The 22,118-nt window shown below is 73.4% G+C and carries 22 protein-coding genes; 15 read left to right on the top strand and 7 right to left on the bottom strand.

All coding sequences use genetic code 11. From position 1 onward, the window contains the following. Positions 1-44: 44 nt before the first annotated feature. The gene (locus ABD343_RS14595) at positions 45-962 is read right to left on the bottom strand and encodes an endonuclease/exonuclease/phosphatase family protein (protein WP_344527938.1); all 918 of its coding nucleotides are present in this window, start codon (positions 960-962) and stop codon (positions 45-47) included. 249 nt (positions 963-1,211) lie between these two features. Between ABD343_RS14595 and ABD343_RS14590 the strand changes: the two genes are divergently transcribed. The 5 genes from ABD343_RS14590 to ABD343_RS14570 all read left to right on the top strand — a co-directional run bounded on the left by ABD343_RS14590 (position 1,212) and on the right by ABD343_RS14570 (position 10,086). Next, positions 1,212-2,057: a peptidoglycan-binding protein gene (locus ABD343_RS14590; protein ID WP_344527936.1), complete on the top strand. Its 846-nt coding sequence runs from the start codon at positions 1,212-1,214 to the stop codon at positions 2,055-2,057. After that, positions 2,054-3,055, top strand: coding sequence for a helix-turn-helix domain-containing protein (locus tag ABD343_RS14585; RefSeq protein WP_344527934.1), 1,002 nt, complete (start codon positions 2,054-2,056; stop codon positions 3,053-3,055). Before ABD343_RS14590 ends, ABD343_RS14585 begins: the two co-directional genes overlap by 4 nt. A gap of 249 nt (positions 3,056-3,304) precedes the next feature. Continuing rightward, positions 3,305-4,870: a helix-turn-helix domain-containing protein gene (locus ABD343_RS14580; RefSeq protein ID WP_425578180.1), complete on the top strand. Its 1,566-nt coding sequence runs from the start codon at positions 3,305-3,307 to the stop codon at positions 4,868-4,870. Positions 4,871-5,050: 180 nt separating this feature from the next. Continuing rightward, positions 5,051-6,040 (top strand): malate dehydrogenase, encoded by a 990-nt coding sequence (locus tag ABD343_RS14575; RefSeq protein ID WP_344527930.1) that lies wholly within the window; start codon positions 5,051-5,053, stop codon positions 6,038-6,040. 161 nt (positions 6,041-6,201) lie between these two features. Beyond that, positions 6,202-10,086 (top strand): glycoside hydrolase family 2 TIM barrel-domain containing protein, encoded by a 3,885-nt coding sequence (locus ABD343_RS14570; RefSeq protein WP_344527928.1) that lies wholly within the window; start codon positions 6,202-6,204, stop codon positions 10,084-10,086. Here ABD343_RS14570 and ABD343_RS14565 read toward each other — a convergent pair. Continuing rightward, complete coding sequence (locus ABD343_RS14565) at positions 10,073-10,627, bottom strand: CGNR zinc finger domain-containing protein (protein WP_344527926.1); 555 nt, start codon at positions 10,625-10,627, stop codon at positions 10,073-10,075. The genes ABD343_RS14570 and ABD343_RS14565 overlap by 14 nt on opposite strands. A gap of 25 nt (positions 10,628-10,652) precedes the next feature. Between ABD343_RS14565 and ABD343_RS14560 the strand changes: the two genes are divergently transcribed. After that, entirely contained in the window at positions 10,653-10,883 is a 231-nt protein-coding gene (locus ABD343_RS14560; RefSeq protein WP_344527924.1) for a hypothetical protein, read from the top strand. On the opposite strand, the gene ABD343_RS14555 is transcribed toward ABD343_RS14560, so the two are convergent. After that, positions 10,843-11,448 (bottom strand): HD domain-containing protein, encoded by a 606-nt coding sequence (locus ABD343_RS14555; protein ID WP_344527922.1) that lies wholly within the window; start codon positions 11,446-11,448, stop codon positions 10,843-10,845. The genes ABD343_RS14560 and ABD343_RS14555 overlap by 41 nt on opposite strands. 28 nt (positions 11,449-11,476) lie before the next feature. Beyond that, positions 11,477-11,905: a MarR family transcriptional regulator gene (locus tag ABD343_RS14550; RefSeq protein WP_344528582.1), complete on the bottom strand. Its 429-nt coding sequence runs from the start codon at positions 11,903-11,905 to the stop codon at positions 11,477-11,479. A 176-nt stretch (positions 11,906-12,081) separates the two neighbouring features. On the opposite strand from ABD343_RS14550, the gene ABD343_RS14545 reads away from it, so the two are divergent. The 8 genes from ABD343_RS14545 to ABD343_RS14510 all read left to right on the top strand — a co-directional run bounded on the left by ABD343_RS14545 (position 12,082) and on the right by ABD343_RS14510 (position 17,584). Continuing rightward, entirely contained in the window at positions 12,082-12,462 is a 381-nt protein-coding gene (locus ABD343_RS14545) for a tautomerase family protein (RefSeq protein ID WP_344527920.1), read from the top strand. 25 nt (positions 12,463-12,487) lie between these two features. Further along, positions 12,488-13,057, top strand: a complete 570-nt coding sequence (locus ABD343_RS14540; protein WP_344528580.1) for a GNAT family N-acetyltransferase — start codon at positions 12,488-12,490, stop codon at positions 13,055-13,057. 137 nt (positions 13,058-13,194) lie between these two features. Continuing rightward, positions 13,195-13,371 carry a DUF397 domain-containing protein gene (locus ABD343_RS14535; protein ID WP_344527918.1) on the top strand — a complete coding sequence of 59 codons (177 nt, stop codon included), beginning with the start codon at positions 13,195-13,197 and terminating at the stop codon, positions 13,369-13,371. 80 nt (positions 13,372-13,451) lie between these two features. After that, positions 13,452-14,798: a GNAT family N-acetyltransferase gene (locus ABD343_RS14530; protein WP_344527916.1), complete on the top strand. Its 1,347-nt coding sequence runs from the start codon at positions 13,452-13,454 to the stop codon at positions 14,796-14,798. Between the two features lie 430 nt (positions 14,799-15,228). Beyond that, a complete protein-coding gene (locus ABD343_RS14525) occupies positions 15,229-15,705 on the top strand; it encodes a nuclear transport factor 2 family protein (protein ID WP_344527914.1) in 477 nt (158 codons plus the stop codon). Between the two features lie 22 nt (positions 15,706-15,727). Next, positions 15,728-16,252 (top strand): DUF2165 domain-containing protein, encoded by a 525-nt coding sequence (locus ABD343_RS14520; RefSeq protein ID WP_344527912.1) that lies wholly within the window; start codon positions 15,728-15,730, stop codon positions 16,250-16,252. Then, the gene (locus ABD343_RS14515; protein ID WP_344527910.1) at positions 16,249-17,124 is read left to right on the top strand and encodes an SCO6745 family protein; all 876 of its coding nucleotides are present in this window, start codon (positions 16,249-16,251) and stop codon (positions 17,122-17,124) included. Before ABD343_RS14520 ends, ABD343_RS14515 begins: the two co-directional genes overlap by 4 nt. Before the next feature lie 25 nt (positions 17,125-17,149). Continuing rightward, positions 17,150-17,584 carry an ASCH domain-containing protein gene (locus tag ABD343_RS14510; RefSeq protein WP_344527908.1) on the top strand — a complete coding sequence of 145 codons (435 nt, stop codon included), beginning with the start codon at positions 17,150-17,152 and terminating at the stop codon, positions 17,582-17,584. A 304-nt stretch (positions 17,585-17,888) separates the two neighbouring features. On the opposite strand, the gene ABD343_RS14505 is transcribed toward ABD343_RS14510, so the two are convergent. Further along, on the bottom strand, positions 17,889-18,572 hold the full coding sequence (locus tag ABD343_RS14505) for a siderophore-interacting protein (RefSeq protein ID WP_344527906.1): 684 nt from the start codon (positions 18,570-18,572) through the stop codon (positions 17,889-17,891). Beyond that, on the bottom strand, positions 18,569-20,011 hold the full coding sequence (locus ABD343_RS14500) for an MFS transporter (RefSeq protein ID WP_344527905.1): 1,443 nt from the start codon (positions 20,009-20,011) through the stop codon (positions 18,569-18,571). Before ABD343_RS14500 ends, ABD343_RS14505 begins: the two co-directional genes overlap by 4 nt. Positions 20,012-20,165: 154 nt before the next feature. Between ABD343_RS14500 and ABD343_RS14495 the strand changes: the two genes are divergently transcribed. Continuing rightward, positions 20,166-21,101: a LysR family transcriptional regulator gene (locus ABD343_RS14495; protein WP_344527903.1), complete on the top strand. Its 936-nt coding sequence runs from the start codon at positions 20,166-20,168 to the stop codon at positions 21,099-21,101. A 115-nt stretch (positions 21,102-21,216) separates the two neighbouring features. Here ABD343_RS14495 and ABD343_RS14490 read toward each other — a convergent pair whose 3' ends face one another. Continuing rightward, a complete protein-coding gene (locus ABD343_RS14490; protein ID WP_344527901.1) occupies positions 21,217-21,996 on the bottom strand; it encodes a hypothetical protein in 780 nt (259 codons plus the stop codon). Positions 21,997-22,118: the final 122 nt, after the last annotated feature.

Here is a 22,118-nt window from a genome sequence, read left to right as displayed (position 1 = left end):
ATCCCCCCGTGGAAGGACGGGCCGCCGTCGTACGTGTGGTCCGTTCAGAACTGCGCCTTGATGTCCGCGTGGACGATGCGGTGGTCGGAGTGCGGGGTGTCGTGCACCCCGACGCCGGGCGGGCCGTACGCGCCCCGGCGCAGGAAGACATAGTCGAACTTGCCCTTGCCGAACGTCGGCTTGCAGCGCCCGTCGTACGTCGCGCCGCAGTACGGGTCCGCCTCCGTGAAGTGCTGGTACATCGGCCGCAGCTCGCTCCAGTGCTGCTGCGCGTTGAAGTCGCCCATCACCACGGCCCTGTTGTGCTTGCGGGCCTCGCCCTCCAACTGCCGCACCTGGCTCGCGCGCTCGTCGCGCTCGTCGTCCTTGGACGCGAGGTGCGTGTTGAAGACCCGGACGTCCTTGCCGCCGATCTCGGTCGTCACCGCGACATAGCCCCGGCCCTCGTGGCCGCTGTCCTCGTACTTCACGCCCGTGTAGTCACGCACCGGCTTCACGGAGAACAGGGCCTGGCCGTAGGAGTTGTTGAAGAGGCCGCACTGGCTCACCTTGTGGGAGAAGCCCTTGAAGTACGCGTAGTACTCCAGGCCGTACCTGTTCTTCAGCTCCTTCAGGAAGTCGTCGACCTTGTCCCCGCACGTCTCCTGAGTGCCGAACACCGCCGGCCGGAGCTTCGCGATCTCGGCGGCCTGGTCCTTGACCCTGTGCTTGCCGGGGCCGTGCAGATTGAAGGTGACGACGCGGTTGGGCACGACCCCGGCGGCCTTCTGGATCTGCTGGGGCTTCTGGGCCTGTTGGGCCTTCTGGGCTTTCTGCGCCCGGGTGCCGAGTTCCGCGCGCGCCGCTTCGGTGTCCTTGCTGCCGGTGCCGGTGCCGGTGCCGGTGCCGCCACAGGCAGTGAGGCCGAGTGCCGCGGTGAGGGCCAGGGCCGCTGTCGCCGTCCAGTGCTTGTGGATACTCATGGGTCCCCCCGGATTCCGATGACGGGAAACGACTCTGTCGGTGCCGTGCCCGGAGCGCCACGTTCGGCGACGGTTTCGGGTTTTTCCGGGACGCCATGGCTCTGACCTGCGGTGAAGCGGCGTGGGACGGGACGCCGTGGGACGGAGTGGGCGTTCATGGGAACCTCGCGCGCCCCGAAAGCATCGTTCATGACAAGGGGAGCGGCGACGACGGACGCCGCTCGGGGGACACCGAACACGGGGTGGAACATGCTGCGTTGGCAGGCCTTACCCGAGGCGCTCGATCCGCGTGCCCGTCAGCTCGTCGTACAGATGCGCAGGCTGAAGGACCACAGCGGCCTCAGCCTCGCCGCGCTGAGCGCCAAGACGGCGTACAGCAAGTCGTCGTGGGAGCGCTATCTCAACGGAAAGACCCTTCCGCCCTGCGGGGCGGTGGAGGAACTGGCCCGCGTCACCGGCACGGAGCCGACCCGGCTGCTCGCGCTGTACGAGGTCGCGAGCGACGCCGACGCGGTGGCAACGGCGACGGAACCCGCACCCGCCGTACGGGCTGTCCCGGAGCCGGAGCCGGAGCCGGAGCCGGAGCCCGAACCGGGGCACGAGCCCGAGACGGCCGCGTCCTCGGCGCGTACCGGAGGGCCGGGGCTGCGCTGGCTGCTCGTGGGGGTCGCCGCGGGGCTGGTCCTCGGCGGCACCGGTCTCGTCGTGGCGCAGCCGTGGAAGAGCGAGGCCGCGACGAACCCGGCGCAGCCGCCGTCGTCGTCCGAGAGCCGGAGCCCGCTGGAGAGCGCGCACAAGGGCGCGTTCCCCAAGCACCCGAAGGGCGAGACGTACCGCTGCGAGGTCCGCGAGCACGACGGGCGCACGTACGCCGGGCACAGCGGGACCCGTACGAAGGTGATCGAGATCAACTCCATCGGCTGGGAGGTCGTCGAGGCGCAGTGCCTGCTGCGCGAGGCGGGCTTCCCGCCCGGCGCCGTGGACGGCATCTACGGCGAGAACACCGTCAACGCCGTCAAGCGCGCCCAGAAGAAGGCGGGCATCGCGGACGACGGCGCCGTCGGCCCCGACACCTGGAAGGTGCTGCGGAAGTGACCTCGGCGCCGCCCGCCTCCCCGCTGCCGCCCGAGTGCGCACGGCTGGTGGAGACGCTGCGCGAGCTGCGCTCCCGCAGCGGGCTCAGCCTGGCCGCGCTCGGGTCCAGGACCCCGTACAGCAAGTCGTCCTGGGAGCGCTACCTCAACGGGAAGGCCCTGCCGCCGCGCCAGGCCGTCGAGGCGCTGTGCCGGGTGGCGGGGGAGCACCCGGGGCGCCCGACGGCGCTGTGGGAGCTGGCGGACGCGGTCTGGAGCGGCCGCGCGGGCGCGCCCTCCGCCGAGCCCGCCGGAGGAGAGTCCGCCGGGGAGGTCCAGGAGATCCCGGACGCGCACGGGGCGGCAGAGGCGGCCGAGGCGGTCGGCGGCGCCGCGACGCTCGCGCCCGCCCCGCCCGTACGTCCGCGTACGCCCGCCGGTGCGACCGCGAGCGGTGCGGGGCGTTCGGCGCGGCGGCGCGCGCGGGCGCGGCATCTGGGGCTCGCGGCGCTCGGCGCGCTCGTGTGCGCCGGAGTCTTCGCGCTCACCCTCGCCCTCTGGCCGACGTCGGGGGAGGCCCGCCCCGCGCGGGAGACCACGCACGCGGACAAGGCCAGTCAGGCCGATCAGCCCGATAAGGCGGAAAAGCGGGAGAAAGTGGTCGTCGGCTGCCGCGGCGCGGAGTGCACCGGCAGAAATCCCGTGCAGATGCGCTGCGGCGCGGGCGAGACACCGCGTACGCTCCGCACCGTCCGGACGGAGGGCCGGACGCTGGACATCCGTTTTCAGCCCCGTTGCGGGGCCGCGTGGGTGCGGATGTGGGGGCAGCGGGTGGGCGACCGCGTGGAAATCGTCACGCCCGGAGTGAAGGCGCAGCGTGAGGTGATCGACGACGCGTACGAGACGGGGCAGCGGCGCTCGACGCCGATGGCCGCCGTCAGCCCGTCCGCGACCGGCGAGGTCAGGGCCTGCCTGGTACGGAAAGGGGGCGGCCGGACCTGTTTCGGGCCCGGTGACTGAGCGGTCGCGGCGCGTGCCCCCCGCTCCCGGGCTGAACTGATGTCCGGATGGGCTGGCAGACTAGGGGGTACGCGTGACCAACGGGGTGTGCGCGGGTGAGGGTATTTGCCCGTCATGCTCCCGTGCGCCCCCGATCCCGGAACTGACATCCTGGCTTTCTGCATCCCCCTGGGTAGCCAGTACGCAGCCCGGGGGCAGCGGCGCAGGTGGGGGAAAGTAAGCACGATTCGGGGGGACAAGGGGGAGGCAATGCCTCGTTGGAGGGCGCTACCAGAGGAACTGGACCCGCAGATTCGCGAGTTCGCGAGCCAGCTCCGGCGGCTCGTCGACCGTAGCGGGATGAGCGTCGCCACCATCGCGGACCGCACGGGTTACAGCAAGTCGTCCTGGGAGCGCTATCTGAACGGGCGGCTGCTGCCGCCGCGTGGCGCCACCCAGGCGCTGGCCGAGGTGACGGGCACGGATGTGCGACACCTCGGCACCATGTGGGAGCTGGCCGAGCGTGCGTGGAGCCGCAGTGAGATGCGGCACGACGTCACGATGGAGGCCATCATGGTCGCGCAGGCACGCGCGGCCCTGGGGGAGTTCGGCGACGAGCCCGCGAAGGGGCGCAAGCGGCGCAAGGCCAGGGGCGGCGCTGCCGCCGCCGCGGGCGGACAGCCCGGCGGCCCGGTCGCGCCGCCCGCGGGTCCCGTGGCACCGGCGGGGCCCGTGGCCCCGGACGTGCCGGGAAGCCAGGGCGGCCCGGCTGCCGCCTCGGGCGCGGACGACGACCGTACGCGCGCGCTGCGCCGTGTCACCGGGGACTCCCTCAAGGCGGGCTCCGCGGCGGCCGGGACGGCGCGGCTGCGCAAGGACGGCACGGCGGCGGGCGGCGCCGCGGGGGCCGGAGCCGGCACCCGTGAGAGCGAGTCCGAGGCGCCGGGCATCGGCGGCGGCGCGGGCCCGGGCGGCGGTCCGGGCGGCCACGGCGGCCAGTCGCCGAAGACGACGCAGTTGCCGCGCGCCGGCCAGGCGCCGAAGACGACCCAGATGCCGCAGGCCGGGCAGTCCCCGCAGCGCGTGGACTTCTCCTCGTGGGGGGCGCGTCCCGAGGCACAGGGCGCCGTCTCGACCTCCGGTGCGACGAATTCCGAGGCGTCCGCCTCGCACGCCGATCCGTACGCCGGTCCGTCTGCCGGTCCGCTCGCGGGTCCCGCCTCGGCCGCGTCGCCTATATCCCCGGCGGGCCCGCAGGACATACCGGGGCCCGCCGCTCCCGGCGGCCCGGGCGGTGGCCCGGGCGCTCCCGGCGGCAGGGGGCGGGACGCCGGCCGCCGCCGGGTCACGATGTTCCTGGCGGGGATCGTCGGCGCCCTCGTCGTGATCGCCGCCGGGGTGCTGCTCTTCGACCTGACGGGTGACGACGACAAGGCCGCACCGCCGCCGCCCTCGCCCAGCAAGAAGTCGGCGAACCTGCCGTCGGGCGTGAAGTGCAGCGGCAAGGACTGCTCCGGCAAGGACCCGGAGACCATGGGCTGCGGCGGGCAGTACGCGAAGAGCGTCAGCTCCGCCTGGGTCGGCCCGAGCTACGTCGAGGTCCGCTACAGCAAGGTCTGCAAGGCCTCGTGGGCGCGCATCACCAGCGCGACCAAGGGCGACGCCCTGAAGATCACCGCGGGCGGCGGCCAGGCCGAGAGCGACAAGGTCAAGACGACCAACGACGCGTACACCGAGATGGTCTCCGTCAAGAACCGGGACGGGGCGCGCGCCTGCGCGACCCTCGTCGCGGGCGGCTCGGGCTGCACGACCCCGGGCAAGACGGTCCAGGAGTAGCCGCGGAGCCCGTACGGGACGCGCGCGTGACGGAGTGGGGGTCCGGCCCGGGAAGGGGCCGGGCCCTCCGGCGCGTGGAGGGTCGGATAGCCTGACGGGTGGGTCTCTTGACGTAGAGAGACTTGAGGCGCCACAAACCGCCAGCCACGTCAGGTTCTACCAGGCACTACGGAGATCGCCATGACCCGCACTCCCGTCAATGTCACCGTCACCGGCGCCGCCGGTCAGATCGGCTACGCGCTGCTGTTCCGGATCGCCTCCGGCCAGTTGCTCGGCGCGGATGTGCCGGTGAAGCTCCGGCTTCTGGAGATCACCCCGGCGCTGAAGGCCGCCGAGGGCACCGCGATGGAGCTGGACGACTGCGCGTTCCCGCTCCTCCAGGGCATCGAGATCAGCGACGACCCGAACGTCGCCTTCGACGGCGCCAACGTCGCGCTGCTCGTCGGCGCGCGCCCCCGCACCAAGGGCATGGAGCGCGGCGACCTGCTGGAGGCCAACGGCGGCATCTTCAAGCCGCAGGGCAAGGCCATCAACGACCACGCCGCGGACGACATCAAGGTCCTGGTCGTCGGCAACCCGGCCAACACCAACGCGCTGATCGCCCAGGCCTCGGCCCCGGACGTCCCGGCCGAGCGCTTCACCGCGATGACCCGCCTGGACCACAACCGCGCGCTGACCCAGCTCGCGAAGAAGACCGGCTCGACCGTCGCCGACATCAAGAAGCTGACGATCTGGGGCAACCACTCGGCGACCCAGTACCCGGACATCTTCCACGCCACGGTCGCGGGCAAGAACGCCGCCGAGACCGTCAACGACGAGAAGTGGCTGGTCGACGAGTTCATCCCGACCGTCGCCAAGCGCGGCGCCGCGATCATCGAGGCCCGCGGCGCGTCCTCCGCCGCCTCCGCCGCGAACGCCGCGATCGACCACGTCCACACCTGGGTCAACGGCACCGCCGACGGCGACTGGACCTCCATGGGCATCCCGTCCGACGGCTCCTACGGCGTGCCGGAGGGCATCATCTCCTCCTTCCCGGTCACCACGAAGGACGGCAAGTACGAGATCGTCCAGGGCCTGGAGATCAACGACTTCTCCCGCGCCCGTATCGACGCCTCCGTCAAGGAGCTGACCGAGGAGCGCGACGCGGTACGCGGCCTCGGCCTGATCTGAGCCGGACAGCAGCAGAAGGGCGGGCCCCGGGGGATCCCCGGGGCCCGCCCTGCGTATTGATCCGACCTCTACCCCTTGCTGTCGCCACAGAGCCTCACTAGAGTCCGCCCCGCTCGGCAGAGATAGGACCTCTCCCCGTCGGCGCGTAGCGGAGGCACCCCATGCGGCTCGCGAAACGTACGGTCAGATCCCTCGCCGCCGCACTCGCGGCGGCCCTCTTGCTCCCGCTGGACGCGGCCGTCTCCGAGTCGGCGGCCCAGCCCCCGGCCCGTACGGTCCATGCCGCGCCCGACGGGCGCGGCGAGGCGTGCTCGGCCGAGGCGCCCTGCGGGCTGACCGCCGCGCGGGACGCCGCCCGTCGGGCCGCGGGGCAGGGGGACGTGACCGTCGAACTCGCGGGCGGGCGCTACCGGCTGGCCGGGCCGCTGGAGCTGACGTCCGAGGACTCCGGGCGCGACGGGCACCGGGTGACGTGGCGCGCGGCGCCCGGCGCCGAGCCGGTGTTCGACGGCGGGGTGCCCGTCGAGGGGTGGAAGCGGACGGACCCGGAGAAGAACGTCTGGACCGCGCCCCTGCCCGGGGGCGCCTCGGGCGCGCGGCAGATGTACGTGGACGGCGAGCGCGCCGTACGGGCCCGCAGCGCGGCCTGCGGCAAGGATGACTGCGAGGTGACGGAGGACGGGATCACCGGCGCCGACGGGCGTTTCGCCTCCTTCGCGCACCCCGAGGACCTGGAGGCCGTGACCGCCGTGCAGTGGCGGGACTTCCGCTGCGGCGTCGCGAAGGCCGAGCAGGCCGAGAAGGGGGAAGGGACCAGCACCCTCACCCTCGACCGGCCCTGCTGGGACAACCAGGCGCTCAAGACGCAGACCGGCTGGGAGTCGGCCTCCCCGTCGAGCAGCCGCTATCACGGCATCGACTGGTTCGAGAACGCGTACGAACTCCTCGGCACGCCCGGCCAGTTCTACGTGGACGAGCGGAAGCGGACCGTCTCCTACGTGCCGCGCGAGGGCGAGGACATGGCGCGGGCCGAGGCCGTACTGCCCCGTGCCGAGCGGCTCCTCACGGTCAAGGGCACCCTCGATGAGCCCGTCACCGGCCTCACGTTCGAGGGCATCGCCTTCGAGCACACCACCTGGCGGCGGCCCTCGACCCGCGAGGGGTACGTGAGCGGGCAGGCCGGGCACTACGTGGACGGCGCCCCGACCGGCACCCAGCCGGGCCACGGCGAGCAGTACCCCCGCATCCGTACGGCCGTCGAGGTCGAGGCCGCGCGGGACGTCATCTTCCGCGACGGGACTTGGCGGCACCTCGGCGCGGGTGGCCTCGACCTGTCGGGCGGCACCAGCGGCAGCACCGTCGAGCGGAGCACGTTCACCGACCTGTCCGGCGGCGCGGTCTTCGTCGGCGACACGAAGGCGCGCCCCGAGGACCCCCGTGCGCGCTCGCGCGACAACGTCGTACGCCGCAACGAGATCACCCACGTCGCCCGCGAGTACCGCGACAATGTCGGGATCTTCGGCGGCTACAACGACGGCCTCGCCGTCGACCACAACACGGTCACCCACCTCCCGTACACCGCGATCTCCGTCGGCTGGGGCTGGGACTTCGTCGGCAAGGAGGACGTGCAGCGCGACGTCGTCGTCTCCCACAACCGCGTCCACGACCACATGCGCACCCTCCGCGACGGCGCCGCGATCTACACCCAGGGCCAGTCGCCGGGCTCGAAGGTCTACGCGAACGACATCGACACCGCCGAGTCGCCCACGGGCAACGGGATCTACCACGACGAGCGCAGCCGCCACTGGACCACGCAGAACAACGTGGTGTGGAGCATCACCGACCACGACCTGGAGAAGACCGACGTCAAGTGGCTCTCCGCCTGGGCCTCCTGGGGCGGCTACAACATCGCGCGCGACAACTGGACCGACGACCCGCGCCCCGGCAAGTCCGGCTCGGAGAAGAACACCTTCGCGCCCAACCACCTCGGGCTCACCGAACTCCCGTCCGGGGCACGGAAGATCGTCGCGGCGGCCGGGCACGACGCTCCGGAGGAGCGCCGCGAGGTCCGCTTTGTGGCCCCCCGCGACCGCAGGGCCGAGGGCATCACGGACATCGAGGTGACGGCCCCGTACGACACCCGTACCGTGCGCTTCTCCGTCGACGGCACCGCGCTGTCGGAGATGACCCGGCTCTACGCCGACGGGACCGGGCAGGACGCGAAGTGGCGGGTCGCGGCAGACGCGGGCCGGCTGTCGCCTGGCACGCACACGCTGCGCGCCGAGGCCGTGACCGCGCAGGGCACGGTGACGGCGGAACGCCGTATCGACGTCCGGGGCCCAGGGAAGCCCGGCGTCCTCGACGGCACCTGGAAGTTCGCGGTCGAGGACGAACTGCCCGAGGGCGCGCTCGACGGCGCCCGGCCGCCCGCCACGCGCCCCGGCTTCGACGAGTCGGCGATGACCCGGATCCAGGTCCCCAGCTCCTTCGGCGCCGTACGGGCACGATGGAACGACCACGAGGGGCAGGTGTCGGCGTACCGGAGGACGTTCCGCGCCCCCGAGGGGGACGGCGGGGACGGCGGCAGGCTCTCTCTCGTCGCCGAGTCCTGTTTCTTCGAGTGCCGCTACTTCGTCAACGGCGAGCACGTCGGGACCTCCACCGGCGGCTATCTCCCCGAGCGCCTCGACATCACCGGCGCGGCCCGCGAGGGCCGCAACCAGCTCACCGTGCTCGTCGACAACCGCAAGAAGGAGACGATCGCGCCCTACGGCATCAACCAGGACCTCTACTGGAACTGGGGCGGCATCCAGGACGAGGTCCGCGTCGAGCGCACCCGCGACGCGGAGATCACCGACGTCACGGCCCAGGGCGCGGCGGACGGCACGCTGGAGCTGCGCGCCTCGGGGGTCAACGCGACGGGGGAGGCCCGGGACGTCCCCGCGCGGGTGCGGGTGGCGGGGCCGCGCGGTGAGGGCCGTGCGGTGCTCGACCGGAAGGTCACCTTCGAACTCCCCGAGGGCGGCGAGGAATCGCGCCCGGTGAAGCTGAAGGTGGACGACCCGGAGCTGTGGACGCTGGACAACCCGCGCCTGTACGACGTACGCGTCACCCCGGGCCCGGGGGGCCGGGCGCTCACGACCCGTACGGGCTTCCGCACGGTCACGACGGAGGACGGCGAGGTCCTGCTCAACGGGCGCGCCGTGAAGAACCTCAAGGGCTTCAACCGGCACGCCGACCATCCGGGGCTGGGCCGTACCGACCCGGCGGGGCTCTCCCGACGCGAGCTGGAGAAGCTGCACGACGACGGCTTCCGGCTCTTCCGGCCCGGCCACTACCCGACGACGCCCGCGCTGCTGGACGCCGCCGACGAGCTGGGCTTCCTCGTCGTGGAGGAGATCAACGTGACGCAGGCGAAGAAGGAGCAGCTCGCCTCGGAGAAGACCCGCGTGTTCGCCCGCGACCGCCTCGACCGCATGATCCGCCGCGACCGCGGCCACCCCTCCGTCGTCACCTGGTCGGTCGGCAACGAGAACCACACGCAGACCGACGAGGGCGCCGCTTACGTCCGCGACATGATCGCGCACGGGAGGAAGCGCGACTCCTCACGCCTCTACACCGAGGTCAGCGCCTGGCACACGGACGACAGGTCGTACGCCTACCAGGACGTGATCCTCGCGAACATCTACTCGGGCTGGTACTACGGTGAGTTCGACGACGTCGCGGGTCTGACCGACGCCATCCAGAAGAAGGCGGGCGGCAAGCCGCTGGTTGTCAGCGAATACGGAGCCGAGGCGGTCAGGGGCCGTCCCGGCGACGGAAAGGGAACCGAGCGGTACCAAGCTGAACTGGTCGCCGCCTACGGCCGTCAGCTCGACCACCGGCCGAAGACGCTCGGCACGATGTACTGGCCCGTGAGCGAGTTCATGCTCACCCCCGAGGGCGGCGGCGGGAACCCGGTCGAGGTCCGCGGCTTCCACAACAAGGGCCTGCTGACCTGGTTCCGCGAGCCGAAGAAGGCGTACGGGGTGCTCACGGGGAGCTGACGCGCGGCCCGCCCCGCGCGCGCGTGCGGGTGCGGGCGCGGTGGCGTGCGACGGCGTCGTTGTTGGCGCAGCGCACGGAGCAGTACGCGCGCCGCCCGTTGCGCGAGGTGTCGACGAACGCCAGCGCGCAGCCCGGGAGCGCGCACCGGCCGAGCCGGTGCGCGCCCGCCGAGCAGACCAGGGTCGCCAGCCCGGCCGCCGTGACCGCGCGGATGTGCGCGGCCGCGTCGGCGTCCGGCGCGCTGTAATGCAGATGCGGCGCGTGCCCGTCGTGGGTGGTGAGGTACGGGCGGCTGGAGGCCGCGGCCAGCAGCGCGTTGACGGCGGCCACGCGCGTCTCCAGCTCCTGCGGCCCGAAGGCGGCGGCGAGGTCGCGCCGCCACTCCTCGAGTTCCGCCGCCTGTACGTCCGTCAGCGTGCGCTCGACGATGCCGTGCGCGGCGAGCAGGGGTTCGAGGTCGCCGGGTGCGAAGGGCACGGGCGCGTTCACCAGGTCCGCGGCCAGCTTGGCGGCCTCACCGCCGTAATGGTTGAACTGCATAAGACCATGACAGCACGGTGGACCCATGGCTGTGCATCCCCCGTACCTTCCTTCTTCCTCCCGCCTCCAGGACACGGACCGCTGCCCGCTCTGCTGGCTCCCCACCGGCACGGGGGAGTGGACGGCGCGCTCCCGGCACCCGACGTCCCTGGGGGAGGTCGAGTACTGCGCCGGGCCCTGCGGCTGCCTCGTCGTCCTGGTCGACGGGCAGCTCGTCAAGACGGCAGCAGCCCCTGCCGTACGGCCGCGTCCCTGACCTCCTCGTACAGCGCGCGCAGGGTGTCGCTGACGCCGACCCGCGGCAACTGGAGCGCGTCCAGCGCCGCCGCGTCGGCGCCGACGTCCGCCCAGCCCTGCCCGGTCAGGGTCCGCATCAGCGCCGGATTGAGCCGGTCCACGCCGCGTACGAGCAGGGCTTCCGGGGTCTCGCCGTCCTCGTACTCGCGCCACAGGGCGAGAAACTCGCCCGCCAGCGGCTCCGGCAGCGCGCCGAACCGCCGCCGGGCGACGGCGTCCTCGGCCGCGGCCTTGCCGCCGTCGCCCGGCTCCTGGCCCCACGCGGACGGGTCCCCGGCGTCGATCTCGACCAGATCGTGCATCAGACAGAGCTTGAGCATCCGCTCAAGGTCCAGAGGATGTCCGGTCTCGCGCTCGAACTCGGCGTGCAGCACCCAGGTGACCAGTGCCAGATGCCAGGAGTGCTCCGCGACGCTCTCCTTGCGCCCGGCGGTCGCGTTGTTGTGCCGGGTGACCTCCCGGAGCCGCGCGCTGTGGACGACGAAGCCGAAGAGTCCCCCGAGGTCATGAAGATCGTTGCTCATGCGGCAAGTGTGCCGGGTGCGTCCGGGATCAGTCCTCGGACCCGTTCTCGGACCCGTTCTCGGCCTCCGCCATCGCGGCCTCGTAGGACTCCAGGGTGTCGACCACGAGCCGGCGCTGGGCGGGGGTGAGCGGGGCCACGGCCTGGCGCCAGGCGTCGGCGCCGCGGGCGAGCCAGCCCGCGATCTCGGGCCCCCACTCCTCGACGATGCTCACGATGCGGCGGCGCCGGTCGTCCGGGTCCTCGCGCCGCTCCAGGACGCCCTTACGGCTCAGCTCGCCGACCATCAGGCTCACGGTGGTGGGGGCGACTTCGAGCCTCGCGGCCAGGTCGTTCACGGTCGCCGGGCCGTCGAAGAGGAGGTAGGAGAGCAGGGAGAGGTGACGGGGGGCCAGGGCCAGGGACTGGAGCTCGTCGGGGACGGGGATCCGTTTCGCGCGTCCGACCATGCGGGGCATGAGCAGCAGCAGGGCTCTGATCGCCTCGTCCTCGTCGAGCCCCCGTCGTCGGTGATTGGTCGTTGACACCGCCCGCTCCTCCAATTACCTTTGAGATTAAAGATGCTTTGAAAGCAAAGAGAAATGGTCCATGTTACCCATCCCGTGTGCACCTCCTTGCCGAACGGAGATTCACCATGCCCCACTTCGACGTAAGAATCCGTGAAGAGGCCCTTGACGGCTCGGTCGAGCCGAAACTCATCCGCGGGCTGGCCGAAGCTGTCGCCTCGGTCTACGGGGAGCGGTTCTTCGAGCTCGCCGCCGTGGAGATCTTCGGTGTCCCCGACGGCCGCTGGGGCGTCGGCGGCTCTCCCTCCCGGGACAGCGCGCCGGTCATCACCCTCCGCCTCCGCGAGGCGGCCTTCGCGCCCGAGCACGAGGGCAAGCCCGCCCGCCTGATCGCCGCCATCACCGATGCCGCCGTCGCGGTCCTCGGCGAGGAGATACGGAAGAGGGTGACGGTGATCCTCGTCCCGGTCCCGCCGGGCCGCTCGGGAGTGGGCGGCGAGGTGGTGTAGCGTGCCCGCCGCGCGGCCTCCCGAGATGCCGGACTCCCCGCTCCGCACCCGCCGCCTCGACCTCCTGCCGCTCCGCGTCGCGCACGCGCCGGAGATGGCCCGCGTCCTGTCCGACCCCGCTCTCTACGCCTTCATCGGAGGCGCCCCGCCAGGAGAGGAGGAGCTGCGCGCCCGGTACGCGCGCCTCACCGCCGGTTCCCCGGACCCCGACGTCACCTGGCGCAACTGGGTGCTCCGGCTCCGTGCCACGTCGCGCCTCGTGGGCACGGTCCAGGCCACCCTGACGTCCGGTCCACCCGGCGACCCCGGCCGCGGCCCCGACCCCGACCCTCACTCCGGCTTCTCCCCTCACTCCGGCTCCCGGACGGCCGAGATCGCGTGGGTCGTCGGTGCCGCCTGGCAGGGGCAGGGCTTCGCGGTCGAGGCGGCCCGTGCGCTGGTCGCCGCACTGGATGCCGAGGACGTGCGCACCGTCCTGGCCCATGTCCACCCCGAGCACCACGCCTCGGCCGCCGTCGCGGCGGCGGCCGGCCTCCTGCCCACCCGGGTGCGGCAGGACGGGGAGGTCCGCTGGGCCCGCGTGCGCCCGGGGTGAACCGGGCCCTCCGGGCAACCGGTTCACGCGCTCCGAGGCCTCCGGAGTGCCGGGTGAGGTGTGCCTACGGTGCGTCCCGGGGCATCAACAGAGAGCGGCATCGTCCTGTTCACCGACGAGTTGACGGACGGAGTGAGATGGACGCGCTGGAGTGGTTCAAGTCGAGCTACAGCGAGAGTCAGGGCGGGGACTGCCTTGAGGTCGCGGCGGGGACCGAGGACGTGCTGGTGCGCGACACCAAGGACGTCGACCGCCCGGTGCTGGGCTTCCCCGGCGAGGCGTGGGAGAAGTTCGTGGCGTACGTGGAGCGTTGAGGCCCGTTCCGCGAAGCCCGCTCCCCTGACCGGCGCATATTGCGTTGCCGGGGTCCGGCGGGTCCGCTCAGCATGAGGGGATGGAAGCACCGGACGCACCCCAGCGCGACGAGTACCCCGGGCCGCAAGCCCTGCGGGACATGCAGGAGTTGGCCCATCGGGAGTTCCCGTCCGCCGGACACTGGCACGTGGGCGACCTCGCGTGGAACTGGTGCCTGGCGCTCGACCGCGGGGACCAGCGGCCCACCGCGGTCTGGCGGCGCGGCGGACGGGCCGTGGCCTGGGCGTGGCTGGAGTTGCCCGAGCGGCGTCTGATGGCCCAGGTCGCCCGGGACGAGGAGGCGCTCGCCGACGAGGTGATCGCCTGGGCCGAGCGCACCGCCGGGGCGCCGGTGCGGACCGACGTCGCCGAGTCCGAGCCGCACCTGCGTGCCGCGCTGGAGCGGCGCGGCTACGCCGCCGAGGAGGACGAGCCGTTCATGGTGCGGATGGAGCGGCGCCTGGACCCGGCGGACGTACGGTCCGGGGCGCCCGCCCCGGCCCCCGAGGGGATCACCGTGCGGGTCCTGCGGGGTGACGACCCGCGGGAGCGGGAGAGCCGGGCCGAGGTGCACCGCGCCGCGTTCGGGGGCGGCTGGTGCACCGGGGAGCGGTACGGACGGCTGCGGGACGTGTGGCCGTACCGGCCCGCGTTCGACGTCGTCGCGGTCGACACCGAGGGGACGGTCCTCGCGTTCTGCCAGGGGTGGTACGACGAGGCGGGCCGGACGGGCCTCTTCGAGCCCGTGGCGACCAGGCCCGGGCATCGTCGGCGGGGGCTGGCGCGGGCCGTGTGCGGTGCCGTGCTGCGGGCGTTCGCGGAGGCGGGGGCGCGGCGGGCCGTGGTGGCGGCGCGCGGCGACGAGGAGTATCCCGTGCCGCGCGAGCTGTACGGGGCGCTCGGCTTCACGCCGTACACCCGCACCCACGCGTACCGCCCCCACGAAGTGCGGCTCGGGGTCTACGGGACGGCGGGGGAGGTCGAAGCGCTCGCGGAGAAGGCCCGCGGGCTCGTGCGGAGCGGGGCCGGGGCCGGGACGGGGGCCCGAGCCGGGTCGGGCGCCGGGGCCGGGGTCGGCACCGTCGATCTGGTGCGCGGGGCCGATGTCGAGGAGCGGTACGAGGACCTGGTCCAGCAGTGGGTCATCGAGCACCCGGATCAACCGCCCTCGGACCCGGCGCGACGCGCGCTCGCAGAGGTCCGGGTCACCGTGGCCCTCCCCGGCACGCACGGCACGGACGGCACGGATGACTCCGACAGCACGGACGGCACGGACGGCACCGACGGCACCGACGGCATCACCGTTCTCAAGGACGCCCTCTGCCGCCTCATCTGCCCCGAGCCGGAACACAACGGCCCCTGCCCCATGCCCTGGTCGCTCTCCTGAGCCGTGCGCCCCTGAGGCCTCGCCAGGTGCCCCGCGTCCCGCGCCGTCTTCATCCCGGCCGGTATCCCCGCAGGCCACGGCGGGGGTCGTCCCGGCCGGGCCCGTGGGACGGGTGAGGGGTGGCGGGCGGGAGGGGCGGGGGAGCAGGGTGGTGGACGTATCACCGGCAGGGCGAGGTGCGGGACAGGGACGGCTCGCACCTTGCCCTCAGCCTTCGCGGGACGGTCGATGCGCAGGGCTCTCAAGGGGCCGTGCCGGCCCGGCCGTTCGGGGGTTTCCCGGCGTGTTCTGAGGCGCGCCCCGAGGGGCGGGGGCCGGGCGCGGCGCCCGTTCCGCGCAGCGGGAGCTGGTCGGGACGGCAGCCCGCGACTCCTTCGGCTTACCCGGGAGGTAATCGACCGGGGACGGCGGGCCGTTCACCCTCGACGCCATGACCGAAGCCTCTGCCGACACCGGCACGAACGCCGACGCCCCTACCCGCACCCGTACCCGCACTCGCGCCCGCACCCGTAGCGCGGTCGACGAACTCCTCTCCCGTATCGCCGCGGGCGACCCCGAGCGCGTCGCGGCGCTCTTCGCCGAGAGGGTCGACTGGATGATCGCCGAGAACCCCGGGGTGCCCTGGATACGCCCCCGCGAGACGCGCGCGGACGTCGCGGCGCACTTCGCGGAACTCGCCGCCGGGGTCGCGTCCGCGCCGGACAACCCCCGGGCCGTGGAAACGGTCCTCGTGGAAGGTGAGGACGCGGTGATCATGGGGATGCTGAAGGGACATGTGCGCGCCACGGGAAAGAGCTTTCGTTCGCCGTACGTGATGCGGCTGACGGTGCGCGAGGGCCGGTTCGTCCGCTATCACCTCTACGAGGACAGCCGGGCCATCGCGGAGGCGTGCACGCCCGGTACGTGAACGAGACAGGAGAGGCGGGGCCATGAAGGCGGGAACGCTGCCGGTGGTGGCGACGGCACTGACGGGGACGCTCGCGTTGTACATCGCGCTGGTGGCGTTCGGGAACATCACGGACTTCGGCACCAACCAGGAGTTCGTGCGGCACGTCTTCGCGATGGACACCACGTTCGAGGACGAGGACCTGATGTGGCGGGCGATCGAGAGCAGGACGGTCGCCGACGTCGCGTACGTCGCCATCATCGTGTGGGAGACCGTGGCGGCGCTGGTCCTCGTCGCGGCGACGGTGCTCTGGGGCCGCTCCCTGCGCCACGGCGACCACGAACGCCCGCGCCGTGCCTCGACGGTGGGGCTGCTGATGCTGCTGCTCCTGTTCGGGGTGGGGTTCCTGGCCATCGGCGGGGAGTGGTTCGCCATGTGGCAGTCCGAGAAGTGGAACGGTACGGAGGCCGCGGCCCGGAACTTCATGTTCGCGGGCGTCACCCTGATCCTGGTCCACCTTCCCGGCCGTACGGGCGCGGGCGCGGGCGCGGGCAGGCCCGCGGCATGAGCCTCGCCCGCCGCCTGTGGACGGCCGTCGAACCGCTGCACGCCCTCACGTACTTCGCCCCGGAGACGGCCGACGCCGCGCGGGCCGCGGGGCTGCGGGGCTGGTGGATGGGGTACTTCGCGGGGCGCCTGGCCCCCGCCGGTGCCGTGGACGCGGCGACGGGGCAGGCCCTGTGCTTCGTCTTCGCGCCGGGGCGCGTGGGCCGGGCGCTGCCGGACGCGTGGGAGTACGCGCCGCCGGAACGGGTGCTCCGTACCCGCCTGGACGCGGTCGGTACGGCCCTGGCCCGGGCGCTTCCGGACGGGCTTCCCCCGGAGGAGCTGTCCGCGCTGACGTCGCTGCTGGAACGCGCGGCCGACGCGTGCGACGTCGAGGACCGGCCCCTGGCGGCGGCCTGGGCCGGGGTGCCGCGCCCCGCCTCACCGGCCGCCCCGCTGGCCGCCTCGCCGGTCGCCTCGCCGACGGAGCGGCTGTGGCTGGCGGCCACGGTGCTGCGCGAGCACCGTGGCGACGGTCACCTGCGGGCCGCCGCCGAGCACGGGCTGACGGGCCTCGACGCGGGCGTCACCCACGCGGCGACGGGCCGCGTCCCCCACGACCTCCTGCGGACCACGCGGGGCTGGACGGAGGAGGAGTGGGACACCGCCGCCGAAGCCCTCGTCGCCCGGGGCCTGCTCACCCCCGACGGTCTCCTGACGGCGTCCGGCGAGGCGCTCCGCGCCGCGGTGGAGGCCCGTACGGACGAGCTGGCCGCTCCCTCGGACACCGCGCTGGCGGAGGAGATCGTCGCCCGCGCGACCCCTCTCGCCCGTCACCTCTTCGACACGGCCGCGATCCCGGACCCCAACCCCATGGGCGTACCGCGCCCTTGACGGGCCGGGCCGCTACGGTGAGCGCATGACCTCCGCCGACGACATCGCCTCACTGCCCCGCGCCGAGTTCGCCTTCCCCGGCCCGCTCCGCGACCGGCTCGTCGCCGCGATCCTCGACGGCACGAAGACCGCCACGACGGGCCTCCTCGCCGCGTACGAAATCGAGGGCGAGCGCCTGCCCGAGGCCGGGGACCGCTCGGTGGTCGTCGACTCGGACGACCGTCCCGTCGCGGTCATCGAGGTCACCGACGTCCGTGTCGTCCCCCTGGCCCAGGTGGACCTGGCCCACGCGGTGGACGAGGGCGAGGGCCACACGAGCCTGGCCGCATGGCGCACCGACCACGAACGCTTCTGGCACACCCCCGAGATGCGCGCGGCCCTCGACGACCCCGCGTTCACCGCGACCGACACCACCCCCACGGTCCTGGAACGCTTCCGCCTCCTCAAGGACACCCCCTAGCCCTCCTCCCCGTCGGCGAACAGCTCACCGGCGGCCGTGACCCTGAAGGCCCGCGAGCGGGATGTCGGCGGCGGCCTCGACGGGATCCGTGATGGCCGGGACGTTGTGCGGGCCCAGCACGAGGGGGTGGACGGTGAGAGTGGGGTGGGCGGGGAGACCGATGCGGATGGGCTCGGCCGCCCACGTGGCGGTGCTCTTGTTCCGGCAGACGCTGCGCTTCGTGAGGTGCGCTGACCATGGGGTGGACCGAAAACGCGGTTCTGTCGACTACCCCCGGTAAACGTGTGTTTGTCGCACGGATGGGTTACTCCAGTCCCCTCTTCCCCGGTGTCCAGAACGGTTTGGTGAGGATCGTGCGGCGGGGCCAGGCGTGGTGGTGGGTGAGGTGGGTGCGGAGGGACTGGAGGGTGCGGGCTTCGCCGGCGAGGTAGGTGACCGGTGGGGTGGTGGGGAGGGGGAAGGCGGACAGGGCCCGGAGGAAGGTGGGGGAGGGGGACGACGGGGGGCCCTCGCGGTAGGTCCAGGTGACGTCGCCGGGGAGGGGGAGGCGGTCGTTCTCGTCGGCGACCTCGATCAGGGCCGTCACCTGGGCGCCCCGGGCGTGCAGGGCCCGCATCATCGGGCCGAAGGCCGCCGAGGCCGTCTCGTCGCCGAGGAAGAGGTGGTGGTCGCCGGGGCGGGGGACGAGGCCGCCCTCGGGGCGGCCGATGCGGACGCGCGTGCCCGGGACCGCGGTGCGGGCCCAGCGGGCGCCGGGGCCCGCGTTCTCGTGGTCGAGGACGCGGAGTTCGAGGGAACGGTCCCGGCGGTCCCAGACCGAGTACGTACGGCGCGGGCCCGCGAGCCCGTTCACGTGGACGCGGATCTGCTGGCCCGGTGTCCAGGGCAGCGGGGCCGGGGTCTCCAGGGTGAGGTGGTGGAAGCGGCCCGTGCGGGTTCCCGTGTCGGTGACCGTGGCGGGGGTCAGGAGGCGGTCCAGGAGAGTCATGCCCGCTTCCTTCCGGCGGACGCGCCGCGCGGCTCGCGCAGCCACCACACCGTCACCGCGCCCAGCACCGCCACCACCGCCGCCGTGACGCGGAAGCCCGTGGCCATGCCGTCCGTGAAGCCGTCGCGGCCCGTGCCCGCCAGCACCGTGCCCATCACGGCGACGCCGAGCGCGCTGCCGAACTCGCGTGCGGCGCCGTTGAGTCCGGAGCCGAGGCCCGCGCGGGCGTCGGGGAGGGCGCCGAGGACCGTCGTGGAGAGGGCGGGCATGGCCAGGCCCATGCCCAGGGACAGGAGCAACAGGATGCCCGCGTACCAGACGTACGGCGTCCCGCTCGTGAGCAGCGACAGCAGGGCCAGGCCCGCGACGACGCAGGTCAGGCCCGCCGCGACCAGCGGCGTGCGGCCCAGACGGCGGACGAGCGCGGGGCTGTACCGGGAGACGGCGATCATGCCGACGGCCACGGGGCCTATCGCGAGCCCGGCGAGGGCGGGGGAGTAGCCCTTCTCGTACTGGAGGTACTGCGCGTTGACGTAGAAGAGGGCGAAGAGGCCGAAGAAGGTGGCGGCGATGCCCAGGGTGCCGCCCCGCAGCGCGCGGGCCCGGAAGACGCGGGGGTCGAACAGGGGCCGCGCGGACCGGAGTCCGTGGGCGAGGAAGAGCGCCCCGAGAACGGCCGCCGCGGCGAAGGAGCCCAGGACCAGGGCGGAGCCCCAGCCGTGTTGGGGGCCCTCGATGATGCCGGTGAGCAGGGCGAGGGAGGCGAGGACGAGGAGCGCGGTGCCCGGCGGGTCGGCCGGGCCCGCGGTGGGGGACGGGGCCATGCGCGGGGCCAGCCGCGCGGTCAGCGCCAGCAGGAGCAGCGCCAGGGGCGCCGATGCCCAGAACAGGCCCTGCCACGGCAGGTACTGGAGGACCAGTCCGCCGCCGAGGTTGCCCACGATCCCCGCGGCGCCCGTCGCGGCCGTCCAGACGGCGACCGCGTGCGCCCGGCGCCCGGGCGGCGCCGAGCCCACGGCCAGCGACAGGGTCGCGGGCATGATCAGCGCGGCGCCCGCGCCGGAGAGGGCCCGGCCCGCGATGAGGACGCCCACGTCCGGCGCGAGGGCCGCCAGCACGCAGCCCGCGGCGAAGACCGCGAGGCCCGCGAGGAGGGCGCCCTTGCGGCCGCGCCGGTCGCCGAGGGCGCCCGCGGGTATGAGGAGGCAGGCGAAGACGAGGACGTACGCGTCGACGATCCACACGAGCTGCGCGTGGCCGGGCTCCAGCCCGCTCGCGGCGAGCTTCGGCAGGGCCAGGTTGACGGCGGCCACCAGCGCGACCGCCAGCACGACGCAGGCCGACATCAGGGCCAGGACCGCGCCGGGGCGGCGGGGAGAAGGAGCCGGTTCTCGCGTCCCCGGCGGCCGGGACGGCGCCCGCAGGGCTGTTTCGGACATGGGAGTACCTCAAATCCAGTGCAGAGAAAGGGAGTTCGCGTGGACGAGGGAGGGGGCGGCCGCCGGGGTCCCGTCGTACGGAGTCGCACCGACACCGTAGGCAGGCGGCATCGATTACCACAATTGCAACCTTCTCAAGGCATAATTGCGCCCCATGCAATCCAAGCTCGACCTGAACCTCCTGACCGCCCTGGACGCCCTGCTCGCGGAGGGCAGCGTGACCGGCGCCGCCGAGCGGCTGCACCTCTCGACGCCCGCGATGAGCCGCACGCTCACCCGGATCCGCAAGGCCCTCGGCGACCCCGTGCTGGTGCGGTCGGGCCGGGGGATGGTGCCGACGCCGCGCGCGCTGGAGCTGCGCGAGGAGGTGCGGGAGGTGGTCGAGCGCGCGACCGCCGTCTTCACGTCGGAGAGCCCGCTCGAACTCGCCACGCTGGAGCGGACGTTCACGCTCCTCGCCGACGACTCGCTGCTCACCTCGATCGGCATGCGGCTGCTGGAGCGCGTACGGAGGGAGGCGCCGGGCGTCTCGCTGCGGCTCGTGCCCGAGGGGCCCGGCGACGAGACGGGGCTGCGGGAGGGCCGCGCCGACCTGGACATCGGCGTCGTGCACACGCCCGCGCCCGGCACCCGGGTCGAGTACGTCTTCACGGACGACAACGTCGGCGTCGTCCGCGCCGGTCACCCCCTGCTGGACGGCGGGATCACCCCGGAGCGGTACGCGGCGGCCGAGCACGTCACGACGTCACGGCGCGGCAGGCTGTACGGCCCGATCGACGAGCGGCTGGAGGAGCGGGGGCTGCGGCGGCGGGTGGCGGCGTCGGTGCCGACGTTCACCGCGGCGCTGCTGGTCGTCGCGGAGACGGACCTGGTGGCGCGCACGGGGCGGCGGCTGGCGGCCTGGCAGCGGGAGCGGCTCGGCCTGGTCGCGTTCGAGATCCCGCTCGATCTGCCGGACCTCCCCATCGCGCAGGCGTGGCATCCGCGCGACGAGAAGGATCCGGCCCACATGTGGCTGCGCCGCTGTGTACGGGAGATCGCGGCCGAACTCACGGAGGAGGGGGAGGCCGGGGAGGGCGGAGGCGCGTAGGGCGGAGACGCGTAGGGCGTACGGCGCGTAGGCGTACGGCGTGCAGGGCGTACGGGACCGCCCGTACGCCCTACGCGTCTCCGCCCCGCGCCCCCGCGCGACGCGCCGACCCGCCCTACACCTCCTCCGAGGGCCCCTGCCGCTCGCCGAGCCCGTCCCGCAGCTCGGAGACGTCGATCGTCTTCTCCTTCGACGGGGTCTTCTCCGGCACCGGCCTGTCGTAGCGCCCGAGCCGGATCTGGTCGCGCTCGGGGCCCGCCTCGCGCTCCAGCTTCAGCGGATACGGCTTCCCCTCGTCCGCGACGAGCATCCTGACCTTGACCTCGTCCCGTACGCGCGTGACGGCGACCGCGTCGCGGCCCTTGACCTCCGTGGACCCGCCGCGCTTCCAGCGGCCGGGCCCGCGCTCCGTGTCGGCTCCGGCGGAGGCGCGGAAGGCGTCGAGGTCGCAGGCGGTGGCGAGGCCGTTGGCGCCGAGCATGGCGTCCTGCGAACTGCCCTTGATGTAGCGGCCCTTGAAGCGCTCGGCGGCCGACTCCCCCTGCTCGCCCCCGACCTCGTGCCGCCAGAACGCGGCACTGGGCTTCATCCACACCGTTCCGCCCCGCTTGATCACCTTCACGGAGCCCTTGCCCGGAATGGTGATCTTTCCGGCGCAATTCGCCTTTTCGTCGAGGGTGAGATCCAGCTCCAGATCCCGGGCCTTCATTTTCAGCCGCAGCGAGGAAGCGGAATTCAGCTCTTTCACCGCTTTCCGCGCGATCTCCTGCCCTGAGAGCCCGTCGAGGTCACTCTCCGTGCGCGGGGCGGCACTCGCCTGGGTCTGGAGTGCGCCTCCGGCCGTTGTCGCAGCGCATACGGCCAGGGCCAGCGCTGTGCGGTGCTGCTTTCCCATGTCCCGAGCTCCGATCCTCGCCGGGCGGCCGCAAGGCGCCCGCCCGGGAATGAGGGCATATGGACTCATTTACCGTACGTTGCACCCCCGCCCCGCGCACTTCGGCCAGTGACGAAGCCCAC

The organism is Streptomyces albiaxialis (assembly GCF_039530985.1).
Classification (GTDB): Bacteria; Actinomycetota; Actinomycetes; order Streptomycetales; family Streptomycetaceae; genus Streptomyces; species Streptomyces albiaxialis.
The sequence above is the reverse complement of the archived record's forward strand: the minus strand, read 5'-3'. Positions and strand labels throughout refer to the sequence as shown.